This is a genomic window from Pseudomonas sp. lyk4-R2A-10 (assembly GCF_030209075.1).
Classification (GTDB): domain Bacteria; phylum Pseudomonadota; class Gammaproteobacteria; order Pseudomonadales; family Pseudomonadaceae; genus Aquipseudomonas; species Aquipseudomonas glycinae.
The window spans coordinates 419,927-444,495 of the sequence record NZ_JARVSR010000001.1 but is presented as its reverse complement, the minus strand read 5'-3'; the positions used below and the strand labels follow the sequence as shown (position 1 = coordinate 444,495).

General features: G+C 59.6%; 26 protein-coding genes and 2 pseudogenes. 17 read left to right on the top strand and 11 right to left on the bottom strand.

The features are described 5' to 3' along the window. Positions 1-58 precede the first annotated feature (58 nt). A complete protein-coding gene (locus QRN46_RS02030; protein ID WP_201816033.1) occupies positions 59-1,132 on the bottom strand; it encodes an MBL fold metallo-hydrolase in 1,074 nt (357 codons plus the stop codon). 212 nt (positions 1,133-1,344) lie between these two features. Between QRN46_RS02030 and QRN46_RS02025 the strand changes: the two genes are divergently transcribed. The 5 genes and pseudogenes from QRN46_RS02025 (at position 1,345) to QRN46_RS02010 (ending at position 5,239) form a co-directional block, all read left to right on the top strand. Next, on the top strand, positions 1,345-1,953 hold the full coding sequence (locus QRN46_RS02025; protein WP_201816035.1) for a TetR/AcrR family transcriptional regulator: 609 nt from the start codon (positions 1,345-1,347) through the stop codon (positions 1,951-1,953). A gap of 146 nt (positions 1,954-2,099) precedes the next feature. Then, positions 2,100-3,152: a diguanylate cyclase gene (locus tag QRN46_RS02020; protein ID WP_108563029.1), complete on the top strand. Its 1,053-nt coding sequence runs from the start codon at positions 2,100-2,102 to the stop codon at positions 3,150-3,152. Positions 3,153-3,327: 175 nt separating this feature from the next. Continuing rightward, a pseudogene (locus tag QRN46_RS29090) lies at positions 3,328-4,101 on the top strand (PAS domain-containing protein); the annotation flags it as partial. After that, on the top strand, positions 4,087-4,647 hold the full coding sequence (locus QRN46_RS29085; protein WP_371915540.1) for a methyl-accepting chemotaxis protein: 561 nt from the start codon (positions 4,087-4,089) through the stop codon (positions 4,645-4,647). The pseudogene QRN46_RS29090 and the gene QRN46_RS29085, both read left to right, overlap by 15 nt. Positions 4,648-4,708: 61 nt before the next feature. Continuing rightward, the gene (locus tag QRN46_RS02010) at positions 4,709-5,239 is read left to right on the top strand and encodes a DUF1003 domain-containing protein (RefSeq protein ID WP_011335556.1); all 531 of its coding nucleotides are present in this window, start codon (positions 4,709-4,711) and stop codon (positions 5,237-5,239) included. On the opposite strand, the pseudogene QRN46_RS02005 reads toward QRN46_RS02010, so the two are convergent. After that, positions 5,240-6,042, bottom strand: a pseudogene (locus QRN46_RS02005) (LysR family transcriptional regulator). 78 nt (positions 6,043-6,120) lie between these two features. Between QRN46_RS02005 and QRN46_RS02000 the strand changes: the two are divergent. Together QRN46_RS02000 and QRN46_RS01995 are read left to right on the top strand one after the other, a co-directional pair. Beyond that, positions 6,121-6,828, top strand: coding sequence for a CTP synthase C-terminal region-related (seleno)protein (locus tag QRN46_RS02000; protein ID WP_285354222.1), 708 nt, complete (start codon positions 6,121-6,123; stop codon positions 6,826-6,828). Further along, the gene (locus QRN46_RS01995; protein ID WP_285354221.1) at positions 6,825-7,145 is read left to right on the top strand and encodes an antibiotic biosynthesis monooxygenase family protein; all 321 of its coding nucleotides are present in this window, start codon (positions 6,825-6,827) and stop codon (positions 7,143-7,145) included. Before QRN46_RS02000 ends, QRN46_RS01995 begins: the two co-directional genes overlap by 4 nt. Here the strand turns inward: QRN46_RS01995 and QRN46_RS01990 are convergent, their stop codons facing one another. Continuing rightward, positions 7,146-7,472, bottom strand: a complete 327-nt coding sequence (locus tag QRN46_RS01990; protein WP_064598843.1) for a DUF2025 family protein — start codon at positions 7,470-7,472, stop codon at positions 7,146-7,148. A gap of 215 nt (positions 7,473-7,687) precedes the next feature. Between QRN46_RS01990 and QRN46_RS01985 the strand changes: the two genes are divergently transcribed. Both QRN46_RS01985 and QRN46_RS01980 read left to right on the top strand, forming a co-directional pair. Then, on the top strand, positions 7,688-8,815 hold the full coding sequence (locus QRN46_RS01985; RefSeq protein ID WP_285354220.1) for a glycerophosphodiester phosphodiesterase: 1,128 nt from the start codon (positions 7,688-7,690) through the stop codon (positions 8,813-8,815). 141 nt (positions 8,816-8,956) lie between these two features. Beyond that, positions 8,957-9,262 (top strand): PepSY domain-containing protein, encoded by a 306-nt coding sequence (locus tag QRN46_RS01980; protein WP_007917758.1) that lies wholly within the window; start codon positions 8,957-8,959, stop codon positions 9,260-9,262. 277 nt (positions 9,263-9,539) lie between these two features. Here the strand turns inward: QRN46_RS01980 and QRN46_RS01975 are convergent, their stop codons facing one another. Both QRN46_RS01975 and QRN46_RS29080 read right to left on the bottom strand, forming a co-directional pair. Then, positions 9,540-9,983: a hypothetical protein gene (locus QRN46_RS01975; protein ID WP_285354219.1), complete on the bottom strand. Its 444-nt coding sequence runs from the start codon at positions 9,981-9,983 to the stop codon at positions 9,540-9,542. Positions 9,984-10,095: 112 nt separating this feature from the next. Continuing rightward, positions 10,096-10,704, bottom strand: a complete 609-nt coding sequence (locus QRN46_RS29080; protein WP_373456534.1) for a methyl-accepting chemotaxis protein — start codon at positions 10,702-10,704, stop codon at positions 10,096-10,098. A 1,288-nt stretch (positions 10,705-11,992) separates the two neighbouring features. On the opposite strand from QRN46_RS29080, the gene QRN46_RS01965 reads away from it, so the two are divergent. Next, positions 11,993-13,015: a transporter gene (locus QRN46_RS01965; RefSeq protein WP_011335565.1), complete on the top strand. Its 1,023-nt coding sequence runs from the start codon at positions 11,993-11,995 to the stop codon at positions 13,013-13,015. 108 nt (positions 13,016-13,123) lie between these two features. After that, a complete protein-coding gene (locus QRN46_RS01960) occupies positions 13,124-14,737 on the top strand; it encodes an inorganic phosphate transporter (RefSeq protein WP_285354217.1) in 1,614 nt (537 codons plus the stop codon). A 53-nt stretch (positions 14,738-14,790) separates the two neighbouring features. Here the strand turns inward: QRN46_RS01960 and QRN46_RS01955 are convergent, their stop codons facing one another. Next, the gene (locus tag QRN46_RS01955) at positions 14,791-15,687 is read right to left on the bottom strand and encodes a LysR family transcriptional regulator (RefSeq protein ID WP_011335567.1); all 897 of its coding nucleotides are present in this window, start codon (positions 15,685-15,687) and stop codon (positions 14,791-14,793) included. Between the two features lie 120 nt (positions 15,688-15,807). Between QRN46_RS01955 and QRN46_RS01950 the strand changes: the two genes are divergently transcribed. Beyond that, complete coding sequence (locus tag QRN46_RS01950) at positions 15,808-16,563, top strand: SDR family NAD(P)-dependent oxidoreductase (RefSeq protein WP_011335568.1); 756 nt, start codon at positions 15,808-15,810, stop codon at positions 16,561-16,563. A 60-nt stretch (positions 16,564-16,623) separates the two neighbouring features. Here QRN46_RS01950 and QRN46_RS01945 read toward each other — a convergent pair whose 3' ends face one another. Continuing rightward, positions 16,624-17,061 carry a multidrug/biocide efflux PACE transporter gene (locus tag QRN46_RS01945; protein WP_011335569.1) on the bottom strand — a complete coding sequence of 146 codons (438 nt, stop codon included), beginning with the start codon at positions 17,059-17,061 and terminating at the stop codon, positions 16,624-16,626. 88 nt (positions 17,062-17,149) lie between these two features. Between QRN46_RS01945 and QRN46_RS01940 the strand changes: the two genes are divergently transcribed. Next, positions 17,150-18,004, top strand: a complete 855-nt coding sequence (locus QRN46_RS01940) for a LysR family transcriptional regulator (protein WP_011335570.1) — start codon at positions 17,150-17,152, stop codon at positions 18,002-18,004. A 1-nt stretch (position 18,005) separates the two neighbouring features. Here QRN46_RS01940 and QRN46_RS01935 read toward each other — a convergent pair whose 3' ends face one another. Further along, positions 18,006-18,842, bottom strand: coding sequence for a LysR family transcriptional regulator (locus QRN46_RS01935; protein WP_201816071.1), 837 nt, complete (start codon positions 18,840-18,842; stop codon positions 18,006-18,008). Between the two features lie 111 nt (positions 18,843-18,953). On the opposite strand from QRN46_RS01935, the gene QRN46_RS01930 reads away from it, so the two are divergent. Continuing rightward, positions 18,954-19,679, top strand: coding sequence for an SDR family oxidoreductase (locus QRN46_RS01930; protein WP_011335572.1), 726 nt, complete (start codon positions 18,954-18,956; stop codon positions 19,677-19,679). Between the two features lie 195 nt (positions 19,680-19,874). Here the strand turns inward: QRN46_RS01930 and QRN46_RS01925 are convergent, their stop codons facing one another. From QRN46_RS01925 to QRN46_RS01915, 3 genes are read right to left on the bottom strand one after another with little or no spacing between them, the layout of a single operon-like run. Further along, positions 19,875-21,119 carry an RNA polymerase sigma factor gene (locus QRN46_RS01925; RefSeq protein ID WP_285354216.1) on the bottom strand — a complete coding sequence of 415 codons (1,245 nt, stop codon included), beginning with the start codon at positions 21,117-21,119 and terminating at the stop codon, positions 19,875-19,877. Continuing rightward, positions 21,112-21,456 carry a YciI family protein gene (locus QRN46_RS01920; RefSeq protein WP_007951101.1) on the bottom strand — a complete coding sequence of 115 codons (345 nt, stop codon included), beginning with the start codon at positions 21,454-21,456 and terminating at the stop codon, positions 21,112-21,114. The genes QRN46_RS01925 and QRN46_RS01920 overlap by 8 nt, the downstream gene beginning before the upstream one ends. Positions 21,457-21,496: 40 nt before the next feature. Then, positions 21,497-21,922, bottom strand: coding sequence for a YybH family protein (locus QRN46_RS01915; protein ID WP_285354215.1), 426 nt, complete (start codon positions 21,920-21,922; stop codon positions 21,497-21,499). 135 nt (positions 21,923-22,057) lie between these two features. Between QRN46_RS01915 and QRN46_RS01910 the strand changes: the two genes are divergently transcribed. The 3 genes from QRN46_RS01910 to QRN46_RS01900 all read left to right on the top strand — a co-directional run bounded on the left by QRN46_RS01910 (position 22,058) and on the right by QRN46_RS01900 (position 24,451). Further along, the gene (locus tag QRN46_RS01910) at positions 22,058-22,549 is read left to right on the top strand and encodes a GNAT family N-acetyltransferase (RefSeq protein ID WP_285354232.1); all 492 of its coding nucleotides are present in this window, start codon (positions 22,058-22,060) and stop codon (positions 22,547-22,549) included. 17 nt (positions 22,550-22,566) lie between these two features. Continuing rightward, positions 22,567-23,172 (top strand): pyridoxamine 5'-phosphate oxidase family protein, encoded by a 606-nt coding sequence (locus QRN46_RS01905; protein WP_285354214.1) that lies wholly within the window; start codon positions 22,567-22,569, stop codon positions 23,170-23,172. Positions 23,173-23,392: 220 nt separating this feature from the next. Beyond that, positions 23,393-24,451, top strand: coding sequence for a hypothetical protein (locus QRN46_RS01900; RefSeq protein ID WP_108563046.1), 1,059 nt, complete (start codon positions 23,393-23,395; stop codon positions 24,449-24,451). The last annotated feature ends 118 nt before the right edge of the window (positions 24,452-24,569 follow it).

Genomic DNA, 24,569 nt, shown 5'->3' with positions numbered 1-24,569 from the left:
CCTACCGAAGCCGCAGGAAACGGCTGTCAGCAACAAGAACCAGTGCCGGTAGGAAAACTCACCCAGCCTTGTAGCCGCTACAAGCAACACGCCCTTTTTCTGACATCTCTTGTTCCATTTCCAACCACCACGCGTCCCCACGTTGCGGTTGCATCAGGTTAAAAGCCTCGCCCATTCTCGGCGTGGTGATCGACACGCTGCGTTCCCATGCCAGCGCAAGAATGCGGTCGAACGGCTCATGCCAGGCGTGCATCGCCAGATCGAACGTGCCGTTGTGGATCGGGAACAGCCAGCGGCCCTTGAGGTCGAGGTGAGCCTGCAATGTTTCTTCAGGTTGCATGTGCACGTGAGGCCATTCGACGTTGTAGGCGCCGGTCTCCATCAGCGTCAGGTCGAACGGTCCGTACTCTTCACCAATGCGTTTAAACCCGTCGAAGTAGCCGCTGTCGCCGCTGAAGAAGATGCGTTTGTCACCGTCGATGATGACCCAGGATGCCCACAGCGTCTGGTTGCTATCGAACAGGCCCCGACCGGAAAAGTGCTGCGACGGGGTGGCGATGAAGCGGATGCCGGCGACTTCGGTGCCCTGCCACCAGTCGAACTGGCGGATCTTGCTGCCATCGATGCCCCATTTGATCAGGGTGTCACCGACGCCCAGCGGGGTCAGGAACACATTGACCTTGTCCGCCAGTTTCAGCACCGCTTCATAGTCGAGGTGGTCATAGTGGTTGTGCGACAGGATCACCGCTTCGATCGGCGGCAATTCATCGATGCTGATCGGTGGCTGGTGAAAGCGTTTCGGCCCGGCCCATTGCACCGGCGAGGCACGCTCGGCGAACACCGGATCGGTGATCCAGAATTTGTCTTGCAGCTTGAGCAGCAAGGTCGAATGGCCGAGGCGATAAACACTGTGGTTGGGTGCCGCGATCAGGTCGGCGCGGGTCATTGGCTGCACTGGGATGGCCGACGCAGGACGGGTGTTGCGCGGCTTGTGGAAGATCATGTTCCACATGATGCGCAGCATCTTGCGCAAACCTTCGCGCTGCACCGGCGCGTGGTTGCGGAAAGTCCCTTCGGCCTGGCGCGAAGCTTCAGGTGCTGGACTAACCGCGGGAGAATTTGATTTGGCCATGACTGAATGACTCCGGAAACGCCGCGCAATTCACGGTTTTCCACGGTGGGACGATAATGGCCAAGGCACGCACGCATCAGCCGGACATCTGTTTTTAGGTTGCACCGATTAACCCAGCATTACACTGATCGGTGTAGTTTCTAGGTTGCAACAAACCGGATGACAAGTAAACTGCCGAGTGTAATTTAACCTTTTCCTGCCGAATCGAATTTATGACAGCTCCCCAGCGCCTCACCGACCGTAAACGCGAAGCCATCATCCAGGCCGCGATCGCCGAATTCCGTACCAACGGTTTCGAGGTCACCAGCATGGACAAGATTGCGGCCACTGCCGGGGTGTCAAAGCGTACGGTGTACAACCATTTTCCGAGCAAGGAAGAGCTGTTCGCCGAAATTCTCAACCAGTTGTGGGCACGGATCAGCACCGAGCAAACCGTCTCGTATCAGCCCGATCAGCCATTGCGCGATCAATTGCGAACCATGCTGCTGGCCAAACTGCAGATGATGGCGGACGACAATTTCATGAATCTGGCCCGTGTCGCCATCGCGGCGGCGATCCATTCGCCAGAGCGCGCGCAGAACATGGTGGCGCGCATGGGCGAACGTGAGGAAAGCGTGACGGTGTGGATTCGCGCCGCCCAGGCGGATGGTCGATTGAAACCGGTCGATCCGGCGTTCGCCGCCCATCAAGTGCAAGGGCTGCTGAAAACCTTTGCCTTCTGGCCACAGATCTCCCTGGGCCAACCCTCGCTCGACAGCACAGCGCAAAATGCCGTGGTCGACTCTGCACTCGACATGTTCCTGACCTGCTATCAGCTCTAGCTCAGGCCTGCGCCATGGTAAATGGCTCGCAAGGGCACTGAATTTTCCCGCTGGAATAAATGACAATGTCTGTCATTGGCCGATGAACGGTCTGTCTGAAGAATTACACTGCAAAGTGTTTCAGAATGAATCTGGCGTAGAACATCATGGAAAACCAACGCGGCAAAGGTTTGTCATTCGCCAGGCGCATTTACTTGCCGCGGGCCATCGGATTAGGCATCGGCTTCTTCAGTGTGGGTGCCGCGCTGTATCCGTTGAACATGCCGTCCTGGCTCTGGGCCGTGTTGCTGTTTAACGGCTTTCTCTGGCCGCATGTGGCCTATCAATGGTCGACCCGCTCGGCCTTTCCTTATCGCGCCGAACGCCGCAACCTGCTCTATGATTCGGTATTCGGTGGTTTCTGGACCGCCTGTTTCCAGTTCAACCCGCTGACCACCGTGACCATTCTGTCGATGATGACCATGAACAACGTGGCCGCCGGTGGCGTGCGCCTGTTCTGGCTGGGCGCCCTCGCCCAGGTGATCGGCGTGCTGCTGGGCTGGTCAGTGTTCGGCATCCATTTCACCCTGACGGCTACACAGACTCAGGTCTTGGCCTGCCTGCCAATGCTGACCCTTTATCCGCTGGCGCTTGGCATGGTCTGTTACCGGTTGGCGATCAAACTCGCCGAACACAAACGCACCCTGAGCGCCCTGAGCCGTACCGACAGCCTGACCGGACTGCTCAACCACGGCGCCTGGAAAGACCTGCTGCACCTCAAGTTCCAACAGTGCCGGCAGCACAATTCCCAAGCCATCCTGGCGCTGATCGACATCGATCATTTCAAGTCGATCAACGACAGTTACGGGCACATCGTCGGCGACGCGGTGCTGCGGCAGTTAAGCCATGAGCTGAAATTCGTACTCGACGAAAGCAAGCTGGCCGGGCGTTACGGTGGCGATGAATTCTGCGTGATCCTGCCCAACCTGCCCCTGAGCAAGGCTGAAGCGCTGATGGAGCAACTGCGTCAGGCACTGGATCGATACCGCCATCCCGACGTTTCCGAGCTGCGGGTCAGCCTGAGTATCGGGCTTGCTCGCTATCAAACCTCTTACGCCGACGCCCTTGAGTGGTTCGAAGATTCCGACAAGGCGTTGTACACGGCCAAGCACACGGGACGTAACACAATCAGCGTAGCGTTGAGCCGATCACCCGCCTGAAAAAACTTGTACAAAATTGAGAAAAATCGATTTCTTGTACAAGTTTATAAAGTTTTGTATAAGTTAATCCGCCAGCCAGGATGCTGGCACACTGCTTCCAGCCATCGAGCTATCTGGCTGGCTGACGCGGAAACAGGGACCCCACCTTCAGCCCTATTTCCAGAGTGCCACGAGCATGATTTTCAATCGTCACAAGACCGCCCTCGTCGATCTTCAAAACACCATCAACCAACAAGCCGGCCTGTTGGAAGCGATCAACCGCTCCATGGCAGTGATCGAATTCGATGTCGACGGTGTCGTTCTGCGCGCCAACGACAACTTCCTGAAAACCATGGGTTACACCCGCGAACAGGTGGTCGGGCAGCCTCATCGCCATTTCTGTTCTCCAGAGTTTGCCCGTGGCAATCAGTACACCGAATTATGGTCGCGATTGAAAAGCGGCCAATTCCAGTCCGGCACCTTTGAACGCATCGACAGTCAGGGCCGTCCGATCTGGCTCGAAGCCAGCTATAACCCGATCAAGGACGACTCGGGCCGCGTAGTGAAAGTGGTCAAGTACGCGATGGATGTCACCGCCAAAGTGCAGCAGGAAAGCGAAGCCAATGCGAAATTGCAGGCGATCGACCGCGCCATGGCGGTGATCGAATTCGATCTCGACGGCAATATTCTCACCGCCAATCAGAATTTCCTGACGCGCATGGGTTACACCCTTGCCGAACTCAAAGGCAAACATCACCGCTTGTTCTGCCCCGCGCAACTGGTCAACAGCAGCGCCTACCAGGATTTCTGGCGCCGGTTGAATCAGGGCGAACTGTTTCAGGGCCAGTTCGAACGCGTCGACAAACGCGGTCAGACCGTGTGGCTTGAAGCCAATTACAACCCGGTCTACGACGCCGCCGGCCGCTTGTGCAAAGTGGTGAAGTTCGCGTCGGACGTGACCGCCCGGGTCGAACAGCACGAGCAGGATGCGCGCAGTGCCAGCGCGGCCTATCACATCTCGGTGGCCACCCGAAAAGTCGCCGAGCAAGGTACGCAAGTGATTCAGCAAGCCGCCAGTGAAATGCGCGAGATTGCCGACGACATTGCCGAATCCTCAACCCTCATCGCGCAGCTCGGCGAACGCTCCGAGCAGATCACTGCCATCGTCAACACCATCCGCGCGATTGCCGATCAGACCAATCTTTTGGCCCTGAACGCTGCAATCGAAGCCGCCCGAGCCGGTGAGCAGGGTCGCGGTTTTGCCGTGGTGGCCGATGAAGTGCGGCAGCTGGCAGCGCGCACCAGCGGCTCCACTGCGGAAATTTCCAACATGATCAGCCTGATCCAGACCGAAACCCGTCAGGCGATCAAGAGCATGGACGGCACCCGAGGGCGTGCGGCGCAAGGTGTGGAGCTGGCGGATCAGGCCGGTACGGTGATTCTGCAGATTCGGGACGGCGCCAGCGAGGCGGTGGAAGCGGTGAGCATGTTTGCCAACGAGCGTGCGCCGGGATAAGGCCAACACGGGCGACGCATGGCTATAGTGACTCAACGTCCCAAGCCCTGCCGAGTCCGTCATGACCACCGAAAAAACCGAATCATCCACCGCCCCTGTCGATCACCTGCGCTTTCATCGCCCCCACGCCCACCTCAACACAACCTTCGGTAACGACAAATTCGCCTTGCGGGCCGAGGCGTTTGCGCGTTTTTTCGGCACGCCAACCTTTCTCGGCGCGCAGACGCTGATCGTGGTGCTGTGGATCAGTCTCAACATCTTTGGCGTGACCCATTTCGACGTTTATCCGTTCATCCTCTTGAACCTGGCTTTCAGCCTCCAGTCCGCCTACGCCGCGCCGCTGATTCTGTTGGCACAGACTCGTCAGGCTGCACGCGACAAAGCGCAATCGGACGCTGACGCGCAACATCGCGAAGCCCTGGCCGTGGCCAACAGCGAACGCCAGGCGCAAGCGGCGAAGAACACCGCGCAACTGCTTGAGCTGCTGGAGCAGAACACCCGACTCACAGAGATGACCAAGAACCTGACCGAGCGCATCGAAGGCCTGACCCGCGAACTGCACGATCACATGCGCCAGACCCAGCAGGGCTGATCACGAAAGCCTCAGCGCCCGCCCCAGTTCATCGAACAGCGTGACCACCGAGCGCAACGCGCGGCAGTCCGGGCGGGTCAGCAGCCACAGCGCGGTGTCATAACCGTGCAGTGGTTCGAGACAGACAGCATGCTGTTGCAGCGATAGTTGGGAGTCACCCCCGGCAACTGCTGGCGGCGCCAGGCGACGGTCGGGTGATCGGGCAAAAAGTCGTCCGGGGCGATCCAGGTCAGCGCCGCCAGATCGGCCGCTTCAACCTTTTGTAGATAACGCTGACTGGCGCAGACCCGGTAGGAAATCTTCGCCAGCTCCCGTCCGACCAGATGCTCCGGTGGTGTGCGCGTCAGGCGCAGGGCGATGTCGGCATCGCGGCGGCTGAGGTTGGCGAAATCATTGGAGGTGCTCAGTTCGATGCTCAGCGCCGGGTAGTTCGGCATGAACTGCGCCAGCGCCGGCAGCAGCAGACCTTGCAGCACGGAGTCGGTACAAGTCAGGCGCACCGTGCCGCTGACCACTTCACCGCCCTGCTCCACGCCGATTCGCGCCGCTTCCAAAGCTTGCTCGGCGCGTTCGGCCTGCTCGGCCAGGGTCTGCGCGAGGCTGGTGGGCAGGTAACCGGCGCGGCTTTTTTCGAACAGTTGCTGGCCGAGTGATGCTTCCAGTCGGCGCACGGCGCGAAACACCGTCGACACATCGACCTTCATCAGCTGTGCGGCCCGGGCCAATGAGCCGCCACGCACTAAAGCGAGGATCAGGGCCAGATCCGGGAAATCGAGTCGGTATTGCGTGGTTGCATTGATCACTTGGGCAAACGCCGATTTAGAGTGCGTGAACGCCAATCTATAGTGAGCTTCATCCCTCAACAAGCACAGCGAGTACTCATGGAATCCAGAGCCCTGCGCATCGCCCTGATCGGTGACTTCGACCCGCAAGTTACTGCCCACCAAGCCATCCCGGTCGCCCTCGGAATGGCGGCGGAACACCTTCGCCGTCCGGTCGATTTCGAATGGTTGGCCACCGACCGAATCCTGCCCGAGACACCGCTGGAACCTTTCGACGGCTTCTGGTGTGTCCCGGCCAGCCCTTATATAAGCGAAGTCGGTGCCTTGCGAGCCATCCGCTTTGCCCGCGAGCGGCAGCGCCCTTTCCTCGGCACCTGCGGCGGTTTTCAACATGCCGTGCTGGAGTTTTCCCGCCACGTGCTGGGCTGGACCGATGCCGCGCACGGCGAAACCTCGCCAGACGCCAGCCGCGCGGTACTCACGCCGCTGACCTGCTCGCTGGTGGAAGCGGTGGACAGCATTCATCTGGTGCACGGTTCGTTTATCGCCAGTGCGTACGAAACGTCGGAAATTCGTGAAGGCTATCGCTGCCGCTACGGTGTGAATCCGCAATTCGAACGGGAGTTGCTGACCCATGACCTGCACGCCGTGGGTCACGATTCGTCAGGCGACTTGCGCGCCATTGAACTGAAAAACCATGTGTTCTTCGTCGCCACACTGTTCCAGCCGGAACGCGCAGCGCTCAAGGGGCAATTGCCACCACTGGTGCGGGCGTTTGTTGAAGCCTGTGTCGAGGCGCGGGCATGATCACCGAAACACTGAAAGCGCCGTACTACGCAGTGATCTTCACTTCAAACCGCACCGATGGTGATCAGGGCTACGCTGAAGCCGCTGAACGCATGCTGGAACTGGCGCGCGAGCAACCGGGTTTTCTCGGTGTCGAGTCGGCTCGCGGCGCGGACGGGCTCGGAATTACGGTTTCATATTGGCAAAGTGAAGCGGCGATCCTGGCGTGGAAACATCATCCCGAGCACCAGGCGATTCGTGAACGCGGACGTTCGACCTGGTACTCGGGTTTTCATACGCGGGTGTGCAAAGTGGAACGCGATTATCGATTCGGATGATCAGCCCTTCACCAGACTACGCACCGCCTCAATCTCCGGCACTTCGCGCTTATTCATATAAACGCGCAGCGGCTCGGTGATGTTGATCCGGTCATCGATGTTCTGGTCCAGCAGCAACTGGATCAGTTCGCGCTTGAGGGTCATGGTCTGTTCAGTGGCCGGTGCCCAGACGAATTCGCTGCACGGAATGATGCCGTCATCGGCCACGTCCATGCCGAACGAGTCTTCGCTGAAACGCACGATGTACTGGCCGGTCTTGCGGTTGAGGCCGACAAAGCCCTTGAGGTCGTCGGCGGCCTGGCAGATGAGTTGCGATGTGATGCGCATGGTAAACCTCACAAAAGTGATCGAAGGTTTACACGCAGGGCATAGAGGCGCGCCCTCTGCCGGGGCGGTTGCCGTGGCCAAGCGTACTGCAAACGAACGCACAAAAGTGCGCAAATTTTCGCTTTCAGTACGTTTATGTCGGTCTCGCGATAGCAGGTTTTCGTTTGAGTTGCTAAAAGGTACATCTTCGAAAATACCTGCGAAAGGACCTCGACATGCCCGCCACGTTCACCAAAAGCGCACTGCTGCTGAGCCTGCTGCTCGGCCTCGGCCAGGCCCACGCCGCCAGCCAGCCAAGCCCTGTTGCGCTCGCTGCCTCCGAGGGCATTCCGCACCCGGCGGTGATCGCCCACCGTGGTGCCTCCTTCGATGCCCCGGAATCCACCGCCGCGTCCTACAAACTGGCCCGCGACCTGGGCGCCGATTACCTGGAAATGGACTTGCAGCGCAGCAAGGACGGCGTGCTGTTCGCCCTGCACGACGATAACCTGCAGCGCACCACCGACGTCGCCACCAAGTTCCCGGAGCGCAAGGACAGCCCGGCCAATGCCTTCACCATGGCCGAACTGAAAACCCTCGACGCCGGCAGCTGGTACAACGCCAAGTACCCGGATCGCGCCCGCCCGTCCTACGTCGGCCTGAAGATTCTGACCCTCGATGAAATCATCGACATCGCCCAGGCCAATCCGAAGCACAAGCCGGGCCTGTACATCGAAACCAAGGAGCCGAAGCTGTTCCCGGGGATCGAGCATGACCTGAAGGCAAAACTCCAGGCTCGTGGCTGGTTGATTCCGGCGGACGCCAAACCGGCGAAAAACGTCGCCAGCGTCGGCGAGAGCAACGGCAAGGTGATCCTGCAAACCTTCGAGAAGAGCAGCCTGGAAATGCTGCAAAAGGAAATGCCGCAGGTGCCGAAGATCCTGTTGCTGTGGGTGGGCGAAGGCAGCATCGAGCCGAAATCCAAAGTGACCTTTGCCGACTCCGGCGAGAAGGACAAGAACGCGTTCTACGGCAAGCAAGAGCCGAAATCCGAAGCCGAGTTCAAGCAGTGGATCGACTACGCCAAGGCACAGGGTGCGATCGGCACCGGCCCTTCGGCGAAGCTGACCCACGGCGGCGATCAGAGCTATTCGGATCTGGTGCAGCCATGGATGAACAAATACACCCACGATCAGGGCCTGCTGGTGCACGTCTACACCGTGGATGAGCCGGTGGACTTCGAAAAAGTCATGGCCGCCGGCGTCGACGGCATTTTCACCAACCGCGCCAGCGAACTGCTGAAGTTCTACAAACGCCCGGCCGCCGCCAGTGTGGATCAGGTGTTGAAGAACAACGGTTTCTGATCTGTAAATCCGCGCGTCAGTCAGTGTCGCGAGCAGGCTCGCTCCCTCGGGAGTCCAGCCTGCTCGCTGCGTTTTAAGGGTGAATTAAGTTGTGGCGATTAACCTGAACTCACTTAAACGAATCACCCAAAGGAATAACCGATGAAAACCTTGACTGCCCTGTTTACCGCTGCCGCCCTGACCCTCACCGCTGGCCTGGCCCAGGCTGACGTTCGCGTTGACCAGATCCCTGAACTGGTCAAGTCCGGCAAGATCAAGTCGCTGGAATCGATGAACGCAGAAGCGCTGAAACTGCATCCGGGCGCGACCATTACCGACACCGACCTGGATAACCACTTCAACGGTTACGAATACGAAGTCGAGCTGAAAACCGCCGATGGCAAAGAGTTCGACGTGGACTTCGATGCGACGACTGGCAAGGTGCTGAGCAACAAGCAAGACACTTGATTGGCTGATAGAACAAAGCCGCATGACTTTCGGGTTGTGCGGCTTTTTTGTGTCTGGCGTTTGACGAAACTCCGGTTTCGCCTGTGAGAACCATCCCCTCACCCCAGCCCTCCCGAAACGTCGGACCGCCCCCAAGGGGGCGAGGGGGAAAGGGAGCCGATCTTCATGCTGTTCAAACCTGAGTTCGACTCAGAACTGTCAGGTCGGCGTAACTCGAACATTCAACTCCGTCAGTCCCCTCTCCCTTTGGGAGAGGGCTAGGGTGAGGGGTAAGGCTTCACGCGGAGGTGCTGACCAGCGAGCCGGAGGTGCTGCTGTCGGAATCCCGCAGGGCTTGCAGCAGTGCGGCAGTCGCGGTTTGCAGTGAGGCCGACGTCGTCGCGATCTGCGACTGCGTAGCCGCAACATCCGCCGCCTTGGCATCCTGACTTTCCTGCTTCGCCTGAGCCGCCTGCAGCGCCTGCTGCTCTTCCTGCAATTGCTTCTGCAACTCGGCGATCTGCTTGCGCAGTTCCTTCACCGTATCCGATTCATCGCTGCTGGAACTGCTGTCGCCCGCCGGCGCCGCACCACCGCCCGCCGCGACTTTGCTGGTGTCGGCTTTCACGCCGGTGCTGGCCGCCGCGGTGGTCGAGGTGTCGTCACCGGTGTCGGCAATCGAGGTTTTGCTGGTGGGCGTAGTGACGGTCTGATTGATCGAAACAGACGTGATGCTGACCATGGGAAATCTCCAATGCCGGTTATGGATAACCGGGCATCGGCGGCGGTCTGCACCAATTGAGATCGACTGTGTAACGACTCGGTAACCGAACCGGTACACAGTCACTGGCCGGTCAGACGCTCAGGCGAGCGGTGACGTCGTTCAGTTGGCCGGACAGGCCGTGCAGGTTCTGGCTGGCGCTTTCGGTGCGCTGCACGTTGTCGAGGTTGGTGCTGGCGATCGAGGTGATCTCGGTCAGGTTGCGCGAGATGTCTTCGGCCACCGACGTCTGCTCTTCGGCCGCCGTGGCGATCTGACGGTTCATGTCACGGATCGCTTCCACCGCGTGGGTGATGCGCTCGAGCATGGCGCCGGCCTGGGTCACTTGCTCGACGCTTTCATCGCTGCGGGTCTGACCGCTGTCGATGGCCTGGGCCGCGTCCACCGCACCGGTCTGCACGCTGTGGATGATCTGGTTGATCTCGATGATCGACTCCGCCGTACGCTGCGCGAGGTTGCGCACCTCATCGGCGACCACCGCAAAACCACGCCCGGCCTCACCCGCGCGGGCTGCTTCGATGGCGGCGTTGAGCGCCAGCAGGTTGGTCTGCTCGGCGATCCCGCGAATCACTTCCAGCACTTTGCCGATGCGACCGCTGTCGGCTTCCAGACGACGGATGACCGTGGCGGTGTTGGCAATTTCGCCGCGCATCTGGGTGATGCTGTGGATGGTGCTCTGCATGACCTTCTCGCCCTGCTGCGCGGACTGGTCGGCATCGTCGGCCGCACGTGCAGCGTCAGCCGCATGACGGGCGACTTCCTGGGCGGTGGCGGACATTTCGTTCATCGCCGTGGCCACCTGATCGGTGCGGCTGAACTGCTCGTTGGTGCCGCCGGCCATCACGGTGGCGATGGCGTTCAATTCGCCGCTGGCACTGTCCAGATCCTTGGCGCTGCGCTGCAGGTGATTGAAGGTTTCGGCGAGGAAATCGCGCAGGGTGTTGGCCGCGGCGGCCAGGTTGCCCAGCTCGTCCTGACGGTCACTGGCCACGCGCTCGACCAGACGGCCCTTGCTCAGTTGAGTGACGTAGTCGATCAGTTTGCTGATCGGCTCGACCAGGTTGCGGTTGACCAGCCACAGGCTCAGCAAACCGATCAGCAGACCGGACGCGAGCATCACCAGCAGACCCAGCCACACGGTGCGATCGGCACTGGCGCTGATCTGCGCCGATTGCTCGGTGCCCTGCTTGCGCAACTCGGCGACCAGCTCGCTCATCTGATCGCTGGCGGCACGGTCGACGCCTTTGACAGCAGCGTCGCCCGCAGTCGGATCGGCACCGGCGGCGACGTAGGCATCACGGCCCTTCTGATACGCAGCGCCGAGCAAACGATGTTCTTCGCGCAGGCGTTCGATACGGGTTTTCAGCGCAGGATCGAGGCCTTTCTGGTTGGCCAGCTCACCGAGGATGCCCTGCACATCGCGCTGACGGTCTTCGAACTGGCCCCAGTACTTGGCCAGATCCGCCGGTTCCTTGCCGCGCAGCAGAACGTTTTTCCACTCCTGAACCTGCACCTTGAATTGCAGGTTGGCTTCATCGATCAGTTGTGAGGTGTGCAACGGACCTGCAATCAATTGGCTGTAGTTCTGCACGCCGTTGGACAGGAAATGAAAGCAGGCCAGCGCGATCAACAGCATCGCCAGCAGGCTGCCGCTCAGCAGGGCGAGAATTTGCGCTCTCAGGGATTTTTGCAGCATCACAGGTACTCAGGACAGGGATGAGGCACGCCCGGTAAGACGTGAATTGTTGCCGGACATCCGTGTCGGCGGACCTTGGCTCATGGCCGAAGGCGCGCAACCTAACTCATGCGTGATCGGCGTTCCAGCGCCCTTCTTGAGAAAAATCCGACCGCCGGTAACGCGTTGATTTGACATCATTTTGCTGTCACACAAGCGTCATGTGACATTGCGATGATGCGGCTCAGGTGAATCTGCAAATCCCGCGACAGACGCCTTCTCGCAGCGAGCCTTCATGAACCACAGCCTCGATATCAGCCATCGTGATCCTGACCTGTTCGGCCTGCTTTACGGCTTTCGCTTTCGCCCCGGCGAACGCGGGCGCGAGGTGGATTCGGCGACTGCCCTGCGCTGCCTGCAAGATGACAGCGAGGGCGATGAATTTCTCTGGCTGCACCTGAACCTGGCCCACGCCGCGTGCGAGCGCTGGATGAAAAGCCATCTGCAATTGCCCGAAGAATTTTTCGAAGCGCTGCACGAAGGTTCGCGCTCGACCCGCATCGAGCATGTCGATTCGGCGTTGCTGGCGGTGGTCAACGACGTGGTGTTCAACCTCAGCAGCATGGTGTCGTCGGACGTGTCGACGCTGTGGGTTTGCGTGCGCAGCAAACTGATCGTCAGTGCGCGTCTGCAACCGCTGCATTCGGTGGACAAGCTGCGTTCTTCGGTGAAGGCCGGTGAGTGCTTTCGCTCGCCGTCGGAACTGCTGGTGCACCTACTGCGCGATCAGGGCGAAGTGCTGACCCAGATCGTGCGCAAGACCAGCATGAGCGTCGATCAGGTCGAGGACGAATTGCTGTCCTCGCGACTGTCGACCAACCGCGCCGAACTCGGCGCCAACCGGCGGGTGCTGGTGCGCCTGCAACGGCTGCTGGCGCTGGAACCGGGTTCGCTGTTGCGCCTGCTCAACCGGCCGCCACCGTGGTTGCAGAAGGAGGACGTTAAGGAGCTGCGCAAGTCCACCGAGGAGTTCGCGCTGATCATCAACGACCTGACCGCCCTCGGCGAGCGGATCAAGCTGTTGCAGGAAGAGATCGCCGCCAACCTCAACGAACAGAGCAACCGCACGCTGTTCACCCTGACCGTGGTCACGGTGCTGGCGCTGCCGATCAACATCATTGCCGGTTTCTTCGGCATGAACGTCGGCGGTGTGCCGCTGGCCACTGATCCGGAGGGGTTCTGGATTCTGGTAGCGCTGGTGGCGACGTTTACCGTGATCGCCGGGCGCTGGGCGTTTCGCAAGCGGCGGGATTATTAAGACCAACGGCGCGGCTAATCCGCCAAACACTGATCTGTCGCAGCGTCTCTGTAATATTTAGCAACGATCATGGGCGACACTCCTTCCCCCGCTCAGGATTGTCCGCCCATGGCTACTCCCTCCCTGACCGCCAGCCTGGCCCCCACTGCCAGTGGCAGGCCGGCGCTCGACAAAAAAACCGGCCCCTTTACTTACGTGGTGTTCTTCGCCGTGCTGGCGATGGGGATGCTGTTCACCGCCTACAGTCTGATGCATGACATGCACGAACTCGGCACGGTGGTCACCACCTGGACCCCGTTCCTGCTGCTCGGCGTAGCGCTGTTGATTGCGCTGGGCTTCGAGTTCGTCAACGGCTTCCACGACACCGCCAACGCCGTGGCCACGGTGATCTACACCCACTCGCTACCACCGAATGTGGCCGTGGTGTGGTCGGGATTCTTCAACTTCCTCGGGGTACTGCTTTCGAGCGGTGCGGTAGCGTTCGGCATCATCGCCCTGCTGCCGGTGGAACTGATTCTGCAAGTGGGTTCGTCCGCCGGTTTCGCGATGATCTTCGCCCTGCTGATCGCGGCGATCCTGTGGAACCTCGGCACCTGGTGGCTGGGCCTGCCGGCCTCGTCGTCGCACACCCTGATCGGTTCGATCATCGGCGTCGGCGTGGCCAACGCGTTGATGCATGGTCGCGACGGCACCAGCGGTGTGGACTGGGCCCAGGCGACCAAGATCGGTTACGCACTGCTGCTGTCGCCGCTGGTGGGTTTCGGTTGTGCGGCGCTGTTGCTGCTGGCGTTGCGCGCATTCGTGAAGAACCGTTCGCTGTACAAGGCACCGGAAGGCAACACCCCGCCGCCGTGGTGGATTCGTGGTTTGCTGATCCTGACCTGCACCGGCGTGTCCTTCGCTCACGGTTCCAACGACGGCCAGAAAGGCATGGGCCTGATCATGCTGATTCTGGTCGGCACCCTGCCGATGGCTTATGCACTGAATCGCACCATGCCGGAAGAACAATCGCTGCAATTCGCCGCTGTCGCTCAAGTGACCCAGCAAGCGCTGGTGAAAAGTGCGCCACTGCCAGCACCGGCCGATCCACGCGCCGTGCTCTCGGATTACATGCGCAGCAAGGAAGCCACGCCGCAACTGATTCCTGCCCTCGCCTCCCTGACCGGACACATCGGTGAAGAAGTCAAAGGCTACGGCTCGCTGGCGAAAGTCCCGGCCGAGGCCATGGGTAACGTGCGTAACGACATGTACCTGGCCAGCGAAACCATTCGCCTGATGGACAAGAACAAGGTCGGCAGCTTCGACGCCGACACCAGCGGCAAGCTGCAACTGTTCAAACAGCAGATCGACAACGCCACGCGGTTCATTCCGCTGTGGGTGAAGATCGCCGTGGCGATTGCCTTGGGTCTGGGCACCATGGTCGGCTGGAAGCGGATCGTGGTCACGGTCGGCGAGAAGATCGGCAAGACCCACCTGACCTACGCCCAGGGCGCCTCGGCGGAAACCGTGGCGATGCTGACCATCGGCGCCGCCGACATGTTCGGCTTGCCGGTCTCGACCACCCATGTGTTGTCCTCGGGCGTGGCCGGGACCATGGTCGCCAACGGTGGCGGCTTGCAGATGAAGACCATCCGCAATCTGCTGATGGCGTGGGTGCTGACCTTGCCGGCGGCGATTGTGCTGTCGGGCAGCCTGTATTGGCTGTTTACCCAGATCTTCTGATCCATCCCAATCCCTGTGAGAGCCGTTGCTCCCACAGGGATTTGCGGCAAGAATCAGAGCGTCGAACGAATCAACTCCCCCAGCCAGTCCATGAACACCCGCACCCGCAACGGCAGATGCCGCTGCCTCGCGTACAACAGTGAAATGCCCATCGCCGGCGCGGTGTACTGCGGCAGCACGGTGACGATCTCGCCGCTGTCCAGATAGGTGTTCATGCCGGTTCGCGGCACCTGGATCAGACCAAACCCGCCAAGGCACGCCGACTCGTAGGCATCGGTACTGTTGACCGTCACACTGCCGGGCATCGGCACCCGGTGCACCTGTCCGTCCTGCTCGTAGACAAACCCTTCCGAACGCGAACCCAGCACACCGACGTAGTGCACCAACCGATGCTGCGCCAGATCTTCCAAGGTCTGCGGCACGCCGTAGCGCTCCAGGTACGCGGGGCTGGCGCAGTTGATCATGCTGAAGTCCCCCAGGTGCCGCGCCACCACCGACTGATCCGGCTGCGCGCCGATGCGCACCACGCAATCGAAGCCTTCGGCGAGCAGGTCGACCCGGCGATCGGTGCTGCTGATTTCCAGCTCCAGGTTCGGATGGCGCGCCATGAATTCCGGCAGCTTGGGCATGATCAGCCGCCGCGCCAGAATGTTCGGCATGTCAATCCGGATCCGCCCGGTCAGCGACGCTTCGTCCTGACGGAACAGGTTTTCGATTTCGTCCATGTGCGACAGCAGATCCTTGCTCCGCTCATACAGCGCGAGGCCGTCCTGAGTGGGCTGGACCTTGCGCGTGGTGCGTTGCAGCAGGCGCGTGCCGAGCAGATTTTCCAGCGCCTGCACCTGCTCGGAGACCGTCGAACGCGGCAGCCCGAGACTCTCTCCCGCCATCGTGAAACTCGACAATTCGCTGACCCGGACGAAGGTGCGCAGCAGTTCCAGTTTGTTCATGTGCCACCCATTGATTGTTCGGACAATCCGACCAGTGATTCCGGTTTCAGTCTGTTTATCACCTCATGGCGGATAAATAAACTTTGCCCCATCAACCGTCATCGCCATTGAGGAAAACCCATGAACCGCAAAATCGCATTGATCACAGGTGCCAGCCGTGGCCTGGGCAAGAACGCCGCCCTGCACCTCGCCGCGCAAGGCGTGGACATCATCGGCACCTACAACAGCCGCGCCGATGAAGCCCAGGCGCTGGTGCAGGAACTGGAAGCACTCGGCGCCAACGCCGTGATGCTGCAACTGGATGTCGGGCGCAGCGAAGGTTTTGCCGAGTTCGCCGTGCGGGTCGAGCAGGCGCTGCAACAACTTGAACGTCCGCGCTTCGATTTCCTGATCAACAACGCCGGGATTGGCGTGCATGCCTCCTTCGCCGACACCACGCCGGAACAGTTCGACCTGCTGATGAACGTGCAGTTGAAAGGGCCGTTCTTCCTGACTCAGCAATTGCTGCCGCTGATCAACGATGGCGGGCGGATCATCAACATCTCCAGCGGTCTGGCCCGTTTCACCCTGCCGGGTTATGCCGCTTACGCTGCGATGAAAGGCGCGATGGAAGTGCTGACCCGTTATCAGGCCAAGGAGCTGGGCGCGCGGCAGATCGCCGTGAATATCCTGGCACCGGGGGCCATCGAAACCGACTTCGGCGGCGGCGCGGTGCGCGACAATTCGGCACTGAACGCCATGGTCGCCAGCAACACCGCCCTGGGCCGTGCCGGGCAGCCGGATGACATTGGTGGCGCACTGGCGCTGCTGCTGTCGCCGGGGGCGCAGTGGATCAACGGTCAGCGGATTGAAGCGTCGGGCGGGATGTTTCTCTAAACCCTGCAAAAATCCCGGACAAAAAAAATCGCAGCCCTCACAGGCGGCGATTTTTTGTTTTCAGCTCTGGCAGACGCTCCGCATCACCAGTCGCTCGCGCACCACGTCATAACCCCAGTGGTAGACGTAGGTGTACGGCAGGAAGAACAGCAGCACGCCGATGTCGAGCAGGAACGCCTGCCACAGGCTGACCGACAGCCACCAGGCAATCAGCGGCACGCCCATCACGATCAACCCGCCTTCGAACAGCAGCGCGTGCGCCACTCGCACCCAGGCATTGTGGGCGATGTTCCAGCGCTTGAGCATGCGGTCGAAGAAGCCGTTGAACACCACGTTCCAGCCCAGGGCCAGCATCGCGATGGCGATAGTGACGGCGCCCATTTCGACCAGCGGTTTGCCCATGATCCACGCCAGCAACGGGGTACAGATCAGGATCGCCAGCAGTTCGAAACCGATGGCCTGGAAGATACGTTCAGTGATGGATTTGTTGGCAGTCATGGCCGAAGTCCTCTGTGAAGATGGTTGCCATGATCCAGCACCACACCGATACTTCATAACCAATAACCATCGATCAAGGCGATAGTTCATGGCATCTCAGGAAGTGTTGCTGGCATTTGTCCAGGCGGCGACTCAAGGCTCGTTTTCGGCGGCAGCGCGCAAACTCGGGCGCAGTCAGTCGACAGTGAGTGCGGCGGTGGCGAGTCTTGAGATCGATCTGGACCTGATCTTGTTCGACCGTAGCAGCCGCAAACCGACCCTGACCCCGGCCGGACACGTGATGCTGCAACGGGCCGAGGCGATTCTGTCCGCCACCAGCCGCCTGGAAATGACCGCCCGGCAATTGGCCCAGGGCGTCGAGCCGAAACTCACGGTGGCGATCTCCGACACTTATCAGTCCGACCGTTTTGAAGCGGCACTGGTGGGTTTCGAGCAGCGCTATCCGGATCTGGAGCTGGAATGCCTGATCGCCGAATGCGATGACCTGGTCGAACTGGTGCAGCGCGGTCGGGCGCATCTGGCATTCGCCGAGATGCAGGACAACTACCCGCCGGACCTCGCGACCGCGACCGTCGCCGAACGCACTGAAATCGCCCTGTTCGTGGGCCGTGGGCATCCGTTGGCGACGCAGGAATCCATCGATCAAACGGTCCTTGAACAGCATCGCGAGCTGCGCCTGGCCACCATCGTCAATCCCTATGACAGTCGCGGCAAAGGCCGGGTGTGGTCGGCGCCGAGTTATCTGATGCTGCTGGAAATGGCCGAAAAAGGTTTCGGCTGGGCGCCGCTGCCGCGCTGGCTGGTGGAGCGTTTCGGCAATGACTTGCTGGTGGAACTGAAGGTGCGCGGCTGGCCGAAACCGGTGTTCGTCGATGCCCTATGGTCGCGGCTGTACCCGCCGGGGCCGGCGGGGAGCTGGTTGCTGAGCAAGATGCTGGAATAGCTCAGGCCGCCTCGATGGCTGCCGGGCGATTGACCTGAAAATACGCGTGCAACCCGCGCATCGTCGGCAACTCCAGCGCCTGCGCCGCGTAACACAATCCCACTCGCCGGGTCGGCGCCGGCAGGTGCAACGCACGCACGACGATGCGCTCATGCCCGCTGACCAGCGACTGCGGCAACATGGCCACACCGACACCTGCCGCCACCATGTGCAACGCCTGTTGCAGTGAACCGGCATGCCCCGCCACCGCTTCCGGCGAACGTCCGTACAGCGCCATCAAGCGCTGATGGGACGGATGCTGCGGGCAGGTGATCCAGTCCTCAATCGGCGCCCAGCCCTCTTGCGCGTTGGCCATCGGATGATCGAGGGGCAGCGCCATCACATAGGATTCTTCCCACAGCGGCAGGAACAGTTCGTCTTCGCAGCACATTTCCTCGACGGCCAATCGACCATCGCCATGGCAGCCCTCCTCCAGGGTCAGCAGCAGATTGGGCAACGCCTGATGGGCCATCCGGACGAAGGCTTCAATGTGGCTGGCGGCGATGTCGCCTTCGATGCCGAGAGTCAGCGGCGCACGATTTTCGCGGCCGCGAAACATCCGGCTCAGTGCCTCGGATTCGGCCACCATCCGCCGCGCCTGCGGGTAGAGAAGACGCGCTTCGTCGCTGACCTCCACACCACGGGGCTGACGTACGAACAGCGTCGCACCGAGTTCTTCTTCCAGCTGTTTGATGGTCACCGACAACGTGGGCTGACTGATGAACAGCCGTTGCGCGGCAGCGGTGATGTTGCGTTCTTCGAACACCGCGAGGAAGGCTTTGAGATGGCGGATATCCATAGGAGATTCCGATAGCAGACAGAGGAATAAGGCATTTTTCAGCCTCCAGCGGGCTAAATATACTGCGTCCCGAATCTGGTTATTTGTTTTTCTTATCTCAGGAGTTCAACCATGAGCAAGCCATTGATCATCATCACCGGCGCCAGCTCGGGCATCGGCGAAGCCACCGCCCGCCGCTTGAGCGCGGCCGGCCATCCGCTGCTGTTGCTGGCCCGGCGCATCGAACGCCTGGAAGCACTGGCCCTGCCGAACACTCTCAGCCGCCGCGTCGACATCACCGACCGCGCCGCATTGCTGGCCGCTGTTGCCGAGGCGGAAGCGCAGTTCGGTCCGGCCGATGCGCTGATCAACAACGCCGGGGTGATGCTGCTGGGCGAGATGAGCAAACAGGATCCGGCACAGTGGGACCAGATGCTCGACGTCAACGTGAAGGGCCTGCTCAATGGCGTGCACGCGGTGGTCGCCGGGATGATCGAGCGCAAGCACGGCACGATCATCAACGTCAGCTCGGTGGCCGGGCGCAAGACGTTCCCGAACCATGTGGCGTACGTCGGCACCAAGTTTGCGGTGCACGGGTTGTCGGAAAACCTGCGTGAAGAGCTGTCGCCGCATAACGTGCGCGTGACCACTATTGCGCCGGGTGCGGTGGAGACCGAGTTGTTGAGTCACACCACGGATGAGGCGATCAAGACCGGGTATCAGGCTTGGAAGCAGGACATGGGTGGGACGGTGCTGAGTGCCGAGGATGTGGCGACGGCGATTGCCTATGCGTATGGGCAGCCGCAGGGGGTTTGTATTCGCGAGATTGTGATGGCTGCGACTCGGCAGCAGGCCTAAAAGCTAAAGGCGAAAGGCAAAATCAAAAGCGCCCTCACCCTAACCCTCTCCCGGAGGGAGAGGGAACTGACCGAGGTGTCTTACGTCATACATCGACCTGAAAGATCTGGTCGATTATGGATTCACAGCGAACCGCTCAGGTCGGCGTATATCCCCAATATCCCCGGATCGGTCCCCTCTCCCTCCGGGAGAGGGCTAGGGTGAGGGCAAGCGATCCAAAGCCGAAAGCCGCCCCTCGATAAACCGCCGCTCCGACTCCTGCCGCGTCAACTCCAGTGCCCGTGAATAGGCCACCCGCGCCTCCTCAACCCGTCCCAACTGCCGACAAAACTCCGCCCGCGCCGAATGCGCCAGGTGGTAATCCTGCAAATCCCCCCGATCCAGAATCCCCTCGATCAAGGTCAACCCGGCCAACGCCCCATCACGCTTGGACACCGCCACCGCCCGGTTCAACTCGATCACCGGCGACGGCACCGCCCGCAGCAACACGTCATACAGCCCGACGATCTGCGCCCAGTCCGTCTCCCCCGCCGTCGGCGCTTCGGCGTGCACCGCCGCTATCGCCGCTTGCAGGCAGTACGGCCCGAAACGTCCCGTGGTCAGCGCTTTTTCCACCAGATCGCAGCCTTCGGCAATCAACTCGGCATTCCACAATCCGCGATCCTGATCATCCAGCAGAATCAGTTCTCCATCCGGCGTCGACCGCGCCGAGCGCCGCGATTCATGCAGCAGCATCAACGCCAGCAACCCCATGACCTCTGGATCCGGCAACAACTCCAGCAACAACCGCCCGAGACGAATCGCCTCACGAGTCAAATCCTCGCGGGTCACCTGGGCGCCGCCGGACGCCGAATAACCCTCGTTGAACACCAGGTAAATCACCCGCAGCACACTGTCGAGGCGCTCGGGCAACTCGCTCAGGCTCGGGACTTGATAAGGGATTTTTGCATCGCGGATCTTCGCCTTGGCGCGCACGATGCGCTGGGCAATCGCCGCCGGGGCCGAGAGAAATGCGCGGGCGATTTCCTCGGTGGTGAGATCGCAGACTTCGCGCAGGGTCAGCGGCACTTGCGCGTCCGCCGCCAGTGCCGGGTGGCAGCAGGTGAAGATCAGGCGCAGGCGATCGTCTTCCACGTCTTCAACGTCCCATTCCGACTGTTCCAGCTCCTCCAGTTGCGCCAGCAACAACGGCTGCGACGCCTTGAACCGCGCACGGCGGCGCAACACATCGATCGCCTTGAAGCGCCCGGTGGACACCAGCCAGGTCCGCGGATTGTCCGGCACGCCGTCGCGCTGCCAGCGCTCGACCGCGACGAAGAACGCCTCGTGCAAGGCTTCTTCGGCGAGGTCGAAATCGCCGAGCAGGCGGATCAGGGTCGCGAGGATCCGCCGCGAGTCTTCACGATAGACCTGCTCGACCCGCGCCCGGACCTCAGACATTCAACTGCCGCACGGGACGCACTTCGACGCTGCCGACCCGGGCCGCCGGAATGTTGCCGGCGACCTGAATCGCTTCGTTGAGATCCCGCGCGTCGATCAGGTAGAAGCCGGCCAACTGCTCCTTGGTCTCGGCGAACGGGCCGTCGGTGATCGACAGTTTGCCGTTGCGCATCCGTACCGTGGTGGCGGTCTGCACCGACTCCAGTGCTTCGGCGGCGACCATCCGGCCGCTGCCCTGGATCGACTCGGCGTAGGCCCAGCACTCGGCATCTTCCGGGCTGTCGGGCGACGAATGCAGCAGGCGCTCATCGCTGTAGACCAGGCATAAATACTTCATGGCATTCTCCTGAATCGGACGGATCAACTATGGCTGAAGATCAGGGTTTCACATCGAACAGGGTCGCGCCGCTCATCGGGTCGAACGGTGCCGACCAGTGCTCGTGAACAATTTTCCACGCACCGCCGATCTGCCGATAGCAGGCGGTGACGCGCATCCAGCAGCTCTGGGTTTCGCCTTTTTCATTGGTGCCGCCGCAATTGGCGACCCAGTGGGCGAAGGCGATGTTGTCGGCGGTCTCGATGGCGATTTCATGGAATTCAAAGATGTGCGGGCCGGGGCACATTTCCATGCAATCCACCCAGTGGGCGCGGTAGGCCGGTTTGCCCTTGAATTGCAGGGCCTTGATCGCATCGAACGAGAGGATGTCGTCGGCGTACAGCGCCATGACTTTCTCGACGTCCTTGGTCATGACGGCTTCGCGGTAGGTGTTGATCAGGGTCTGGATATCGCTTTGTGCGCTCATGGTGTTCTCCGTGGTTTTTGTTGTGAAGACACCCTTGGTCGTTCGGCGATTTGCCGGATCGACAGCTGAAACAAAAAAAATCCAGAGAACGCAAAGTCGCTAGAATCCGAGGCTCATCTTTGTAGGAAAAAGGAAATTCCCGTATCAGCCAAACTCGTACCGTACGAGAGCCTTAACGCCTTGCAGCGTCAGCAAGTCGAAGCGATTGAAATCCACGCCGAGCAGATCAAGTTCTCCGGCGATATCCACGGCGCCTTGCATACGCTGTTGTCGAAACCCGGCCCCGGCGTAAAAGGTTTTGCCCTGCTGGCCGAAGACGTGCCGGTGGCCTTCCTGCTGCTCAAACGCCCACCGGTGTTACCGGAGTGGGCCGATGAACACAGCGCCACCCTGCATGCATTGCAGGTCGATCACCGCGCCCAAGGCAAGGGTTACGGCAGGGCCTGCCTGCTGGCGTTGCCTGACGCTGCGCGCCAGGCCTGGCCGGAGATCAAAGGGCTGGAGCTGTCAGTGGACGCCGACAACGACGCCGCGATTGCGCTGTACGCCAAGTACGGCTTCGTCGACAGCGGCGAAGCGTACAAGGGCCGCATCGGCTACGAGCGGCGCATGGGGCTGTTCTTCTAATTGTCGGGGGAGCAACGATGATCGATTCAATCGAAGCGCTGGAAGCCATCTACGGCTTGCCCCACGAACGGGCGGTGCGCAAACAGATCGGTTTTCTCAACGAGGACTATCAGGCGATGGTCCGGGTCTCGCCGCTGGTGATTGTAAGCTCGGTTGGCGCCGATGGCATCGACGGTTCCCCGCGCGGCGATGCGCCAGGGTTTGTGCGGATCATTGACGAGCGCACGCTTGCCCTGCCGGATCGTCCGGGCAACAACCGCATCGATACCTTGCGCAACGTGTTGCACGATCCGCGGGTATCGCTGCTGTTCATCATTCCGGGGATTGGCGAGACGTTGCGGGTCAACGGCACGGCGACCATCAGCGCTGATCCGCAATTGCTGGAAAGCTTCGCGGTGAACGGCAAACCGGCGCGCACGGTGTTGCTGGTGGCGGTGGAGGCGGCGTTCTTTCATTGCTCGAAAGCGTTTGTGCGTTCGGATGCGTGGAACCCTGAAACCCACTTGCCGCGCTCGGCGCTGCCGACGGCGGGTGCGTTTCACAAGCGGTTGAATGATGGGCAGTTTGATGCCGAGGCCTATGATCGCGAGGCCCCGGCCAGAGTGCACGACAGTCTTTATTAAGAAAACATCTCAGCCAAGCTCCTACAGATTCTGCGGAAACTATCTGTAGGAGTTAACTTAAATAAAAAGAATTTTCCTTCACCAAAAACACTCTCGCCCTTCAACAACTTGTAAGGCTCTTCTGATTCTGGATCCAAATATTGACGGAAGACTCGAGTAAAAACTAGGCTTTCTTCATGAGCGAGGTTTACAGAAAATTTAAATACACAGGACATCCAATATGGAAACCTTAATAAAAACATCAAAATCCTCAATTTCGGAGAACAACGTAACAATATTGGATGGGAAATTATCATTACCAAAAAGCTATTTACTCGATAAAGCACACTTGGAGCACACAAGCACTCTGATTGTTTCAGGCTCTTTAATTGAGGGGATCGGAACAATTCATTCTGACATCGACTGCATTATCATTTGCGAAAAACGTCCAAAAGCGCAAAACATGAAACACATCGGACATGCGTTTGTTACCGATATCAATTATCGCCACATCACTAAAGATGAAGAAGTCCACAATACAACAGACTTCTACGGTGATACCAGCATTCACATCGATGCCGACTATGTAACATACTCAGAAATAGATAATATATTTTTCAAAATTGAACAAACATTTGAAGAAATTGCCTCCGACCAACGTTTTCTTTACGCCCCTGCTTTGACGAACACAGAAAACAATGTAATCCATAGACTAATAATCGGGCATGCTCTGAATAACGATGAAAAATTCTTTAAACTTAAATCAAGAATCCCCGTAGAGAAACATATCTACTTAGCTCACCGAGAGAAACTTCCAGTATTTTATGCTTTCCAGGATGTTCAAGGTTGCTGGCAATCAGAAAATTTATGGATGGGTTGCGAGATAGCTAGAGACATGATGTTTAAAACCGCGATGAGTTTCACCTACCTTACGGGCACAACAAACAAGCATTACAAGTGGGTATACTCAAACATGTACCGCATTGAAGGATTTGATGAGATCAAGAATAAATTCTTCACACTAGCCAGACAAGGCGCCAGCACAAGAGACGAATGCAGGTCGTACATTCAAGAAACCCTCCAATATATGGATCTGCTATTTCTAGAAATTGAAAAAATTCTAAATAGCTCAAAAATCTATCCAACTGCAGAACAGTCTCTTGCCGCCCTCGACAATGAATTCAATGAGCGCAAGCAGACCACGCACAAAGTTTCAAAGTCCGAATACTATTTCAGAAAAAAATACTTTGCCGCAAAGGACACTCCGCCGCTTTTGAGTTTACTGAAAGAGTGGGAATAAAGAGCTTCTACAACACTATGCTTGTTAATTGGTGCTACTTGCTGGCGGTCCGCTTATGGAAATTTACAAAATAGCAATTCCGCTCATATTCTCTAGATTGGGCGACATGACAGCTTCA

Excerpts from the sequence above, each read along its gene's own strand:
- QRN46_RS02030 (WP_201816033.1), bottom strand. The coding sequence starts at position 1,132 with ATGGCCAAATCAAATTCTCCCGCGGTTAGTCCAGCACCTGAAGCTTCG.
- QRN46_RS02025 (WP_201816035.1), top strand. The coding sequence starts at position 1,345 with ATGACAGCTCCCCAGCGCCTCACCGACCGTAAACGCGAAGCCATCATC.
- QRN46_RS02020 (WP_108563029.1), top strand. The coding sequence starts at position 2,100 with ATGGAAAACCAACGCGGCAAAGGTTTGTCATTCGCCAGGCGCATTTAC.
- QRN46_RS02010 (WP_011335556.1), top strand. The coding sequence starts at position 4,709 with ATGACCACCGAAAAAACCGAATCATCCACCGCCCCTGTCGATCACCTG.
- QRN46_RS02000 (WP_285354222.1), top strand. The coding sequence starts at position 6,121 with ATGGAATCCAGAGCCCTGCGCATCGCCCTGATCGGTGACTTCGACCCG.
- QRN46_RS01995 (WP_285354221.1), top strand. The coding sequence starts at position 6,825 with ATGATCACCGAAACACTGAAAGCGCCGTACTACGCAGTGATCTTCACT.
- QRN46_RS01990 (WP_064598843.1), bottom strand. The coding sequence starts at position 7,472 with ATGCGCATCACATCGCAACTCATCTGCCAGGCCGCCGACGACCTCAAG.
- QRN46_RS01985 (WP_285354220.1), top strand. The coding sequence starts at position 7,688 with ATGCCCGCCACGTTCACCAAAAGCGCACTGCTGCTGAGCCTGCTGCTC.
- QRN46_RS01980 (WP_007917758.1), top strand. The coding sequence starts at position 8,957 with ATGAAAACCTTGACTGCCCTGTTTACCGCTGCCGCCCTGACCCTCACC.
- QRN46_RS01975 (WP_285354219.1), bottom strand. The coding sequence starts at position 9,983 with ATGGTCAGCATCACGTCTGTTTCGATCAATCAGACCGTCACTACGCCC.
- QRN46_RS29080 (WP_373456534.1), bottom strand. The coding sequence starts at position 10,704 with ATGCAGAGCACCATCCACAGCATCACCCAGATGCGCGGCGAAATTGCC.
- QRN46_RS01965 (WP_011335565.1), top strand. The coding sequence starts at position 11,993 with ATGAACCACAGCCTCGATATCAGCCATCGTGATCCTGACCTGTTCGGC.
- QRN46_RS01960 (WP_285354217.1), top strand. The coding sequence starts at position 13,124 with ATGGCTACTCCCTCCCTGACCGCCAGCCTGGCCCCCACTGCCAGTGGC.
- QRN46_RS01955 (WP_011335567.1), bottom strand. The coding sequence starts at position 15,687 with ATGAACAAACTGGAACTGCTGCGCACCTTCGTCCGGGTCAGCGAATTG.
- QRN46_RS01950 (WP_011335568.1), top strand. The coding sequence starts at position 15,808 with ATGAACCGCAAAATCGCATTGATCACAGGTGCCAGCCGTGGCCTGGGC.
- QRN46_RS01945 (WP_011335569.1), bottom strand. The coding sequence starts at position 17,061 with ATGACTGCCAACAAATCCATCACTGAACGTATCTTCCAGGCCATCGGT.
- QRN46_RS01940 (WP_011335570.1), top strand. The coding sequence starts at position 17,150 with ATGGCATCTCAGGAAGTGTTGCTGGCATTTGTCCAGGCGGCGACTCAA.
- QRN46_RS01935 (WP_201816071.1), bottom strand. The coding sequence starts at position 18,842 with ATGGATATCCGCCATCTCAAAGCCTTCCTCGCGGTGTTCGAAGAACGC.
- QRN46_RS01930 (WP_011335572.1), top strand. The coding sequence starts at position 18,954 with ATGAGCAAGCCATTGATCATCATCACCGGCGCCAGCTCGGGCATCGGC.
- QRN46_RS01925 (WP_285354216.1), bottom strand. The coding sequence starts at position 21,119 with ATGTCTGAGGTCCGGGCGCGGGTCGAGCAGGTCTATCGTGAAGACTCG.
- QRN46_RS01920 (WP_007951101.1), bottom strand. The coding sequence starts at position 21,456 with ATGAAGTATTTATGCCTGGTCTACAGCGATGAGCGCCTGCTGCATTCG.
- QRN46_RS01915 (WP_285354215.1), bottom strand. The coding sequence starts at position 21,922 with ATGAGCGCACAAAGCGATATCCAGACCCTGATCAACACCTACCGCGAA.
- QRN46_RS01905 (WP_285354214.1), top strand. The coding sequence starts at position 22,567 with ATGATCGATTCAATCGAAGCGCTGGAAGCCATCTACGGCTTGCCCCAC.
- QRN46_RS01900 (WP_108563046.1), top strand. The coding sequence starts at position 23,393 with ATGGAAACCTTAATAAAAACATCAAAATCCTCAATTTCGGAGAACAAC.